Annotated in this window: 10 protein-coding genes and 1 pseudogene; 3 read left to right on the plus strand and 8 right to left on the minus strand. The window is 40.6% G+C overall.

All coding sequences use genetic code 11. The features are described from left to right. Window positions 1–119: 119 nt before the first annotated feature. A pseudogene (locus tag FTT77_RS16395) lies at window positions 120–452 on the plus strand (NADPH-dependent FMN reductase); the annotation flags it as partial. Between the two features lie 325 nt (window positions 453–777). On the opposite strand, the gene FTT77_RS16400 reads toward FTT77_RS16395, so the two are convergent. Continuing rightward, window positions 778–2,067 carry a glutamate carboxypeptidase gene (locus FTT77_RS16400; protein WP_180022949.1) on the minus strand — a complete coding sequence of 430 codons (1,290 nt, stop codon included), beginning with the start codon at window positions 2,065–2,067 and terminating at the stop codon, window positions 778–780. 490 nt (window positions 2,068–2,557) lie between these two features. Continuing rightward, window positions 2,558–2,953 carry a tautomerase family protein gene (locus FTT77_RS16405; protein WP_180056167.1) on the minus strand — a complete coding sequence of 132 codons (396 nt, stop codon included), beginning with the start codon at window positions 2,951–2,953 and terminating at the stop codon, window positions 2,558–2,560. A gap of 383 nt (window positions 2,954–3,336) precedes the next feature. On the opposite strand from FTT77_RS16405, the gene FTT77_RS16410 reads away from it, so the two are divergent. Continuing rightward, on the plus strand, window positions 3,337–3,864 hold the full coding sequence (locus FTT77_RS16410) for a hypothetical protein (protein ID WP_180022951.1): 528 nt from the start codon (window positions 3,337–3,339) through the stop codon (window positions 3,862–3,864). 280 nt (window positions 3,865–4,144) lie between these two features. Continuing rightward, a complete protein-coding gene (locus tag FTT77_RS16415; protein WP_180005606.1) occupies window positions 4,145–5,185 on the plus strand; it encodes a TauD/TfdA family dioxygenase in 1,041 nt (346 codons plus the stop codon). A 93-nt stretch (window positions 5,186–5,278) separates the two neighbouring features. Here the strand turns inward: FTT77_RS16415 and FTT77_RS16420 are convergent, their stop codons facing one another. From FTT77_RS16420 to FTT77_RS16445, 6 genes are all read right to left on the minus strand, one after another. Further along, complete coding sequence (locus FTT77_RS16420; RefSeq protein WP_373684014.1) at window positions 5,279–6,454, minus strand: PQQ-dependent sugar dehydrogenase; 1,176 nt, start codon at window positions 6,452–6,454, stop codon at window positions 5,279–5,281. Between the two features lie 380 nt (window positions 6,455–6,834). Beyond that, window positions 6,835–7,146: an ankyrin repeat domain-containing protein gene (locus tag FTT77_RS16425; RefSeq protein ID WP_180109565.1), complete on the minus strand. Its 312-nt coding sequence runs from the start codon at window positions 7,144–7,146 to the stop codon at window positions 6,835–6,837. 43 nt (window positions 7,147–7,189) lie between these two features. Beyond that, window positions 7,190–7,561: a hypothetical protein gene (locus tag FTT77_RS16430; protein ID WP_180109566.1), complete on the minus strand. Its 372-nt coding sequence runs from the start codon at window positions 7,559–7,561 to the stop codon at window positions 7,190–7,192. A 2-nt stretch (window positions 7,562–7,563) separates the two neighbouring features. Beyond that, complete coding sequence (locus tag FTT77_RS16435) at window positions 7,564–7,995, minus strand: hypothetical protein (RefSeq protein ID WP_180109567.1); 432 nt, start codon at window positions 7,993–7,995, stop codon at window positions 7,564–7,566. A 110-nt stretch (window positions 7,996–8,105) separates the two neighbouring features. Next, on the minus strand, window positions 8,106–9,455 hold the full coding sequence (locus FTT77_RS16440; protein WP_180109568.1) for an MFS transporter: 1,350 nt from the start codon (window positions 9,453–9,455) through the stop codon (window positions 8,106–8,108). Between the two features lie 407 nt (window positions 9,456–9,862). Next, entirely contained in the window at window positions 9,863–10,414 is a 552-nt protein-coding gene (locus FTT77_RS16445; protein ID WP_180022955.1) for a DUF4256 domain-containing protein, read from the minus strand. Window positions 10,415–10,712 lie beyond the last annotated feature (298 nt).

The raw sequence follows: 10,712 nt of genomic DNA on the forward strand, positions 1-10,712 counted from the left end.
TCATGTACTTATATTAACAATCAAAACTCAAGGAAAATAGTCCTTAGTTAAATCAAACGACACTTCATGTCGTGTCGCTTATATCTCTGACCTGAAGGAAAGAGTTTTACGCTCCATTTGATAAAATCGCGCAAGGCGACGCATTTATTTTCATTAGCCCTGAATATAACCACGGCTACAGCCCTGCGCTCAAAAATGCATTGGATTACCTCGGTAAAGAATGGGGCGGAAAACCTGCGGCATACGTTAGCTATGGAGGCACCAATGGTTCACGTTCGATTGATCAAATTCGCCAAGTGGCAACTCAATTGGGCTTAATTGACAGTAATGCTGTAGTTGAAATTCGTGACATTTTTACACGTAATCAAACAGATAAATTCGAACCGAATGAATTTGACAACAAAGCGGTTAAAGCGATTTTCAAAAAATTACTGCAATATGTGAGTGCTTAATTGTTGCCGTTCGCGTGATAGATGCCGCCTTTTGTAGGTTCAGGCTTACATTATTTTCGGCAGATGGCAGCTATACGCCATGCATCATCCACGATAAAGTTAAAGCATACAGAGACAGGACGTCACTGAACATAAAACAACAATGATAAGACTAAGCAGGAAGCTTACGGTAGGACAGGAGTTATACCGCTAGAATGAATCTGAAAAAGCCTCGACAGGATGTCGGGGCTTTTTTCATTTCAAATGCTACATAAGAATAGCTCTAACATGAGCCACAACCAAACTCAGGGCAATGACTCATTAGATCTCATCCAATCGGATACGATTACTTTTTAGAACTTTCAACAATTAAGCGGGTCACCAAGTACAAACGCGGCACGATAGAATCCGTCAAAATATATTCTGCTTTATCTGAATGTAATCCATCGCCAGACATACCGATTCCTTCAATGATCGCGGCTTTCGAAGTAACTCCAGCAAAAGCGGCATCAGTACCACCACCCCAAGCGGTCGTTTCAACTTTCATCGGCAGCTTTAATTCGTTTGTGTAAATCTGCTGGGCTGTCGCGGCTAATTTTTTGGCTTGTGGACTGGCTTCTAAAGGTGGTCGACGGACTTCAAATTTGACCTCGACCTGACTTTCCGCCAATTTTTTGGTTTTGACTTTTTGCTTCAAGGTTTTTTCCAACTCAGCAAAATCTTGTGGTTTTAAGGAACGAGCATCTGCCTGCGCTGTCGCATGGTCAGGAATCACATTTCGGGTTTTTCCAGCCGTCGCAACAGTCCAATTCAGCTTTAAACCCGTTTTCGGATTGGATAGATTTTCCAATTGTTGAATCTGAAAAGCCAGTTCTGTCAAGGCATTGACCCCTGCTTCAGGTTTTACCCCCGCATGCGAACCCTGCCCTTTAATATCTAAATAAGCCGCACCAATCCCACTGGTGGCTAACATCAAGCTTCCCTCTAAACCACCGGTTTCAAAGGAGAGGACAACGTCCTGATTTTGAGCGGTATCCATAATCAATTGGCGCGAGCCGGGTGAACTGATTTCTTCATCTGAATTAATTAATACCGTAATGGTGCCGTAATCTTGGTACTTCAGCTGTTTCAGCATATCCAAAACATGAATCACTGCAGCAACACCTTGCTTGTCATCCAAAATACCCAAGCCATAGGCTTTATTACCGTCTATGCGAAACGGTTGACCTTGTAATTGGCCCTTTTGATACACCGTATCGTTATGCGCCAACAACATAATGTTCGTTTGACCTTTGCCTTTTAGTACCGCTTTTACAATCGGCCCTGTCTGATCTGGCGCACCATCGAGTTTCATGATGTCTTTGGGCTGAATCACGTTCACCTCAGCCCCTGTGGCTTTTAATTGCTCTGCGACCACCTTGGCAATTTGATTCAAACCCTCAATATCTTTACTGCCAGATTCAATATTGACCAAGGTTTTCAAGGTCTCTAAATAACTGTGTTTTTGACTTTCCGCAATTTTCTTAATCTCTTGTGGAGATGCTGCCCAATTTGCTGAAGCACTAAGCGCAATGGCACAGCCTAATGCGAGCTGAAGTTTTGACGTCGTCCGTTGTTGTGTAAGTGTTCTTAGCATCGATCTTATTCCCTGTATATTTTTCATTATGAATTTTTAATGTCTGATAAATTAGTTCACCATTCAACCAATTAATCGCAAAAATATGTAACACCGCTGATAAAGCTTTTAGTCACTTCAAAACCAGCTTCCAGCTGTTTTAAAAGCGGTTTAGATCGATTTGGAAACATAGATCTAGCAGTCGAGAGCCTAGCTGCTATGCAATGCCTTGAAGGAACGGTCAGAATTAAAATTTAAGTGTTGTACGTTTTGGCTTACATTAGATGCGGATAATAGACACTATTCACGTTATTGGATTACTTTTATATTAAGGTCATACAGCGACAGGATGTCACTGAACATAAAACAACAATGATAAGACAATGAGCAGGAAGCTTAACGGTAGGACAGGAGTTATACCGCTAGAATGAATCCGAAAAAGCCCCGACAGGATGTCGGGGCTTTTTTCGTTTAGGCGATGTGAAAGCAACATTCCATGTATTTGCACAGACTAAACATCGACCTGAAAACCTAAATCGACATCACAGGCGGCTTGACCACCTCGTATCCCCCAATTTTCTAGAGGGCTTTCACGTAAGGTAATGATGATATGGTCGGCCGGAATGCCAAATTCCACCAAATTTTGCACCAGCATTTGATATAACTTACGCTTGGTTGCCACGGTTCGTCCCGCAAAACAATCGATGGTGATATGTGTAAAGCGCTCAGGCTGCGTCAAATGATCAAGCACCTGAAACCGATGTAGCGCATGCACTTGCAAACGTATATTGCGGTCATATCGAGGCAGTTGAAAACTCTGTTGTAAGGCGTTAAAGACAGCATTTATCAACTGTTGTTCTTGTTCTATGCTGTATTGCATCCGTATATCGATTTGTGTTGCAGGCATGCGCGAAACTCATTGTTGTTATTTAGATCACTACACTAGCAGGATTTAGCGATGTTCTGCTGTAGGCATTTACCTACAGCGCTTGCAGTATTTACGCCTATGGCCTCAACAGCAACGCGCCTATAGTAAGAACATACAGAGACAGGATGTCTTGCAATAAAAATAAATAATGCACATGCAGCAGGAACGCTGATCGGTATGACAGGAGTCATATCTTTAGAATGAATCTAAAAAGCCCTCGATAGGATGCATATTCTTGCCCAATTGGACACTTGATAGTATATCGTACTGGACACAGATTCTTCTTTTAATTGGACACTCTTATTTTCAGACACTCTTTGCATCTAAAACGAAATTTAAACGAAAAAAGTAAAATGATTCCTATGAAAAAAGCGGTTATTGCACTGAGTTGCTTAAGTATACTTTTGATGGCCTGTTCCTCGCTTCTTAATCCAAGTATTCAGAATTCACTAAAAGAAGTGAGAACATCAAAATTCCTAAAAAATGAAGATAAAACAAAAAACATTGGTGGGATTGATGCAAATAGTAATGGTGTGCGTGATGATATTGAGGGATACATAAAGCTCAAATATGGGAATAACCCTGAATTTGTTAGCGTATATATGCAGTATGCACAAGAATTACGAAGAAAGCTGACTTTGGCTAGTGATGATCGTGAGGTCTATCGTAGAGCGTCACACGAAGTTAGTAGAAAAATGGTTTGTGCTGCGGAAATTGACTATAAAGTTGAGCCTGAAAAAATGTATCGGGACACAATGATCATTTATGCCCTGTCGGTGAATACCAAGCAACGTAAGGCTGAAAGTAATCGTATTAGCTCGTTGGTGAGTGGCATGGTATTCACATTACCAACTGAGGGACACTGCAAAATTAATGAATACGTTTATTAAAGTGTCCAACTTAAAAAAGAATGGGTGTCCAAATACTTATTGATTTTGCAATAGGATGTCGAGGGCTTTTTTCATGTCGTCATTCATTCAGAGATCGCACTCTATTCGTCGAAAAATCGCAATTTATCAACAATACTTACATCGCAACAGTAAAACTGTACTTATAATCGGCAGAGAATTTAGACAGAATAACGGCTGCGAGTTCAGCAGCTCGAACTGTCAGCGCTTAGGGATTAGGCGACAACAATAAAAATTGAATTAAAAAATTAGAGAATGACCTATGCAATTGCAACAGCAACAACTGAATAGTTTTACCCGCATTTTTCATGCCGCTCCAGAACACAATAGCCCGCAAGATCTTGCACAATATATTGGCGCGCATCGACAAGAGCTTTTACAACAAATCCATGAAAATGGCATCTTACTGTTTCGTGGTTTTAACATCGAGCAACCCGAACAATTTAACCAACTGATTGAACAATATTTTCAGTTTACGCCATGGAATGCATTTAACCCCAACATGCCCAGCTGGGTTGCATCTTGGATGCGAAAATACAGCGAGAAATTGCTCGGCGCAGGCGACTACCGTCGTTATATCGATCGCAACACAGTGCAATTGGGTCCAGTCGAAAACTCGGTACAAGGCCCACATGTTGAAGGTGGTGTGCGCTCAGAACGCTCGCGTTATATCGCCTTATTTTGTCAGGAACCTTCGACGTATTTGGCAGAAACAGGATTTAATAACTTAGAGCAGATTTGGGAGAATTTTCCGAAACATCTACAGGAAAAATATCTTGGTGCATGGAACCATTTTTCTTATGTCTCGGCGCGCGAGGTGGGGCTATTTGACCGATTATTGCTGAAAAAGAGCCCGTTTAGTCTAGAGATTCGACAAGATAAAAAAGCCAAACTGACCTTGCAGCGTTCGCCACTGGTGATTCATCACCCCGATACGAAAAAGCATGTGATTCAGCCGTGGGCTTTTGCTAATAATACCAATCCATTTGCCCATCAGGCGGCCAAAAATTGCTTTGAAAATCGCGGGGAGATTGAAATCGATTCGACAGCGGACGGCATGCAACTGACTTGGGAAATTTACACGCCAGAAGGTCAACAAATTGAATGGAGCGATGCCGAAAAGCAGCAATTTTTTGATGCGATGTATAAAGATGCCCTGCTTTTGCAGTGGCATAAAGGTGATGTTGCGATCGTCGATAATATTAAAATTGCGCATTGGCGAATGAATGGAGAACAAGGAAATCGTAAATTAATTCAAATTCAAGCCAATGCATTTAATGCCGATGAGCACTATGCGGCTTAGCTGACGGATTTAAAATTCGTGCAGGCCTGTATGTGAGAAGCCCCGTAGGGGCTTTTTTTTTATTTTTTGAATTTTTTGTTTATTTTTTAGCCGCTATTTTGGCTCAATTTTGAATAACCATGCTTTTTCACCGTCCTCAATCCCCCAAATGGCGCCATCTTTGGCCTCAATCAAGCCACGGATCCGCTGTTTCATATCGATGCGCTGGATTTCTGTTACTGGTTGATGTGCTGTGTCCACAATCACGATTGCTTGAGACGACAATCCGCCAATCAGCGCTTTATTTTTCCACAAGGGGAACTTTTGCCCTTGGTAGAACATCAAACTCGACGGTGAAATCACCGGTGTCCAGCTGATGGCAGGCGCTTCAAATTCAGGCCGTGTAAGATGATCAGGAATCGGTTGATCATCATAATGATCGCCATTCGACACATGTGGATAGCCATAGTTTTTCGCACGCTGCACGAGATTTAACTCATCACCACCTTTCGGTCCCATTTCGGCCACCCAAAGCTGCTGTTTTGCATCAAATGCCATGCCTAAAGGGTTACGGTGCCCGAAGCTCCACACTTGCTTTGCAACTTCGCCTTGGGTCTGAAATGGATTATCCGCAGCAGGTGTTCCATCACTATTTAAGCGCAGTACTTTACCCAAATTTGACTGCAGATCTTGTGCAGGATCAAACTTCTGACGTTCGCCCGAACTCACCCATAATTTTCCATCTGCGCCAAACTGCATTCGGTGTGAATAATGGCCTTGACCTTCTACTTTTGGAATTTGCCTCCAAATGATTTTTCGCTGTTTTAAACTTGGCGCAGCTTCATTGAGGTTTAATGTGGCTTTTTCGATGACAGCGCCATAACCGCCCTGTCCGGCTTCTGCATAGCTCAGATATATCTGATGATTATTTTCAAACTGCGGATCGAGTGCAATATCACCTAAGCCGCCTTGTCCGCCATAGGCAACTTTGGGAAGGTTTTTCACCTGTATTTTCTGCTGGTTTTGAGGATTAAAGATAATTAGCTGACCTTTTCTTTCAGTCAGCAATAAACGGCCGTCTGTAAGTGGCTGGATGGCCCAAGGCTCATTGAATTGAGCGATTTTTTGTATTTTAAAGCCCTGTTCTTGCTGGACTTGTGCAGAATTTTGAGTTTGGCTTGGTGTTTGATCTTGTGCTGTAGTTGTGGTGTTTTCCGCATGGCATGCGGCTGTCATCAAGATGCCAACGATCAGGCTAGGCGTTCGAAAATATTGTATGCATTGTTTCATTTACTGTTCCCTTCCCTTTTATAATCATTTGATTCTAATCAATTAATCAGATGATTTTTCTTTGGAAAGGTAACAGAATAATTTTGTACGTTTTGGCTTACATGACATGCAGAAAATTGCGGCTTTCCAAGTTTCAGAAACAGGCCTAATCTACAATTATCAGGAGACAGGAAGTTTCCGAAACATAAAACAATAACAATAAGTTTCTGCATCAGGACGTGAGATATAACAAGGAGTTGTATCTAGAACACGAAATACGAAGAAAACCCCGACAGGACGTCGGGGTTTTCTTTTTCTATCTATTGATTATTTATGACCCATTAAAAAATCCCCCATTTTTCGTTGGAAGATTACACAATTATGATTTTGCGCGATCGGACTTAGAGACTTTTCAAGTACGCCACAACATCGTCATGACCAGCCATTTCTGCAAGTTCTAAAGCGGTGTATTGGGTTTTGTGCTGTACATCTGCACCTTTGCCTACCAATAGCTTCACAACGTCTAAATAGCCATTTTCTGCGGCTGCATGCAGTGCGCTGTAGCCTTCGCCATCGGCAGAGTTTACGTCTGTACCATTCGCCAAAGATTTTTCGACTTCTGCGAGTTCACCTAAAGATGCCCAGTACACCAGTTCAGGTAGATGTAATTCTTCATCGTCTTCAGGGATTGGGGAGAATGAGTTGAGTTTCATAATATATCGCCAAATTGTTAAGCCCAAGTTTCAACTATTGTTATTAAAATGGTAGATCATTTTCCATATCTGAAATAATATCTTTCAACATTTCATCAACACCATAGGCTTTTTCAGAAACAAGAGTATAAAGCTCACTAAAAGATTGTTCAGCTTCCGTTGTTCTAATCTCTGACACAGCATATTTAACATATTGTAAATTTTGCCAATTAATACTACTAATATGGGCTATCTCTTCTAAGCTTAATTGTTCTGGATAAAAAAATAATAAGTAATCATTTTCATCATTTTTGACAATTGACCATTTATATTTATTTTTATAGATAAAAAAATACTCTGTCCCATTTGAAATTACAGATTTGATTTTATCTGGATTACTGATCATGGCATTAACTGCCTGTACTATTTTAGACATTATTACTCCAATGGCGATGCAACTGAGTTTACTTGCATATTTCTTAGAACTTCACGAATTTCACTAATAATTGAACGCTTACGTGGTTCATCTAAACTTTTACTAGTAGCAAGTTTTTCTATTTTTGAAATTAAATCATTTGAACTATGAACAATTTGTTCATTACCACGCATCTGACCAGCTATTTCATGGAGAATATTTCTGATTTCCTCAAGCTCTTCAGGTTTTTTAGCTGAGTATTCATTTAAACGCTCTATCTTTGACTTTAAATCAGTTAAAGTTAATTGAAATGACCAATTTAACAGTAATTTAAATGCTGTCTTTATTTCATTGGCTTTAGTAAAAAAAAGCCATATCGCAATCCCTGAAGCAAATATCGTGAACAGATTAGCTAAAAATGAAACCAAACTTTGTATAAACGGCCATACCTCCATCCATTCCTCTTTGAGTAAAAATCAAACACAAATAAAATCATACAAGTTTCTAAAAAATAAACAATAAAAAAGCCTCCTTTCGGAGGCTTTTCTTTTTAAAGAATCACAACTTAAGCTTTGGCTGTAGTCGCCTCTTTAACATCAATTTTATCACTGTCATTTTCATGCATGATCAACGCAACCGCGATCGCAGTAATCAGTACAGGTAAACCTACCGCCATAAAGTTGAAATGCGCAGGTAAGTTCATACCGAGCAAACCACCAATCAGAATCGGCCCTACAATCGCGCCCATACGACCAATCGCAGAAGACCAACCAATACCTGTCGAACGTACAGCAAGTGGGTAATACTGCGCCACATAGCTGTACAGCAGCATTTGCGAACCAATAGATGCAGCACCTGCCAAGAACACCAAGATGTATAGCAAGAACTGATTTGACTGGAAGCCCATCAAGCTCATCACAATCGCGCCCATCATACCCAAAACCATCAACACAGGTTTTAAATGGAAACGGTCAGCCAAAATACCACCACCAACAATACCTACAACTGCGCCCACGTTCATAACCATCATGAACATTAAGCTGTTATCCATAGAATAACCTGCGGCCATCATCAGTTTTGGTAACCAACTGCTTAGCGCATACATGGTCAATAGGCACGTAAAGAACGCCACCCAAAACAGCAGTGTATTTACGGCACGCCCACGGCGGAACAAACTCACCACGTTAGCAGCTTCAGGCACGCTTTCTTGAGGCAAAGTGAACACTGTATTTTCAGACACTTTCACTTCAGGTGCTAAGCGCTTCACGATACTGCGGGCTTTTTCCTGTTTGTTTTCTTTCACCATAAATGCCAAAGATTCAGGTAAGAATTTCCAAATCACAGGTAAAAGGAAAAGTGGAATACCTGCAATAAAGAACATGATTTGCCAACCAAAGTCAGGGGTGAACCATGAACCTAAAAGTGCCGCCATCACACCACCGACTGCATAACCACTAAACATGGTCGTTACCAGTGTGCTACGCATCTTCTGCGGCGCGTATTCAGAAGTTAAAGCCACAAGGTTCGGCATTACACCGCCAATCCCTAAACCAGCCAAGAAACGCAAAATACCAAATTCTGTTGGATTCGACGCAAAACCACCGGCAAAGGTCAAACCACTAAATAAAACGATACAGATCATAATGACTTTTTTACGGCCAATCTTATCCGCTAAAGAACCAAAGAACATGGCACCAAACATCATGCCTGCGAGCGCAGTACTGGCAAGCATCCCCGCTTGCATTGCACTTAAGCCCCAGTCTTGCATCAGTAAAGGTAAAACCACACCATTAATCGCTAAATCGTAGCCATCAAATAAAATAATCAATAAGCACCAAGCCACTACATTGAAGTGGAACGGGGTAAATTTAGCCTTATCGACTACAGAATTTATGTCTATTTTTTCCGTTGTCATCGTTCTCATCTCCCATGAGTACTTGTCCATAACATTCATTGAATTTTTAAGTAAAATTCAACAGCCACGGAATATACGGAACAGTGTTTTCTAGGGATATTAGACGTATGTTTAATAAATCAGGTCGCTTATAAGTACATGTTAATTGTGTTATTTTTCATGTTTTAGTTTAATTATTAAACATTATCAATATATGATTATTTAACTTCTTTTTTTAAATCATAATGTCCTTGTTTTCATGTCTAATTCTTCTATTCTTTCATTCAACTTCAGAACGATACACCATCATTTATTTCTATCTTTAGTTTAGAAAAATTTTAAATGTCTAAAAAACAAACGCAATTACATCTTTAGAAAAGTTCGTTTGAACACTCTTGATTGTTTTAAATGCATTGATAGCACTGAGACTAAGCAATCACCAGCTTACAGCGAAATCCTCGAGACGCATAATATGACTGTGCGCCATTATGGTAGCTAAATACATGATCATAACGTCGGTCACAAAACAGTGCCCCACCCTTTTGCCGAATATCTGCTGGCGTCACGATCCAGCTCGAAGTATTTAAATCGAAATGAAAAACTTGCTGTATTGCTCGATAGTCTTCTTCTGTCAGTAGCTCAGCACCGATGTCTCGAACCATGTCTATAACGTTATTTTTCGGGGGATGATCCTTCCGATTCTCCAAGGCATCACGGTCATAGCACAAGCTTCGTCTAGGCTTTGGCGACTCTAAGCTGCAATCATAAAATATCAGGTCATGAGATTGCTGATTCAGCATCACAATATCTGGCCCACCGCCTGTTTTTTCCATTTCGATTAAAATTTTTAGTTTTGAGGGCTGTGCAATCAATTGTTTTTTTACATCATCCCAAAGTAATTCTGGATGCCGCTGCATATTTGCCTCAAAGCGTTGCTGCAATATTTCTAAAATAGAGACTTCATCGAGATCTTGGAGCATTTGCACATCCTATTGTTTTTATACCTTGGCGACTAAACTTCACTATAAAGAATATAGGCTTGGCTTGATGTAAATTTTTTGCGCTGTTTAGCTTTATTCATTTTAAATATCTGTCGTTTTCCTATTTTTTGCTTTCGCTTTTCTTCTTATTTTTCTCTTTTCCATTTTTTCCACACATAAAAAAACACCCCCTGAGATATCAGGGGGTGTTTCGAATAATGAGCTGGCGATGACTTACTCTCACATGGGTAACCCCACACTACCATCAGCGCTAAGAGGTTTCACTTCTGAGTTCGGG

It is taken from the genome of Acinetobacter sp. YH01010, from assembly GCF_013420775.1.
In the GTDB taxonomy this organism is placed as follows: domain Bacteria; phylum Pseudomonadota; class Gammaproteobacteria; order Pseudomonadales; family Moraxellaceae; genus Acinetobacter; species Acinetobacter amyesii.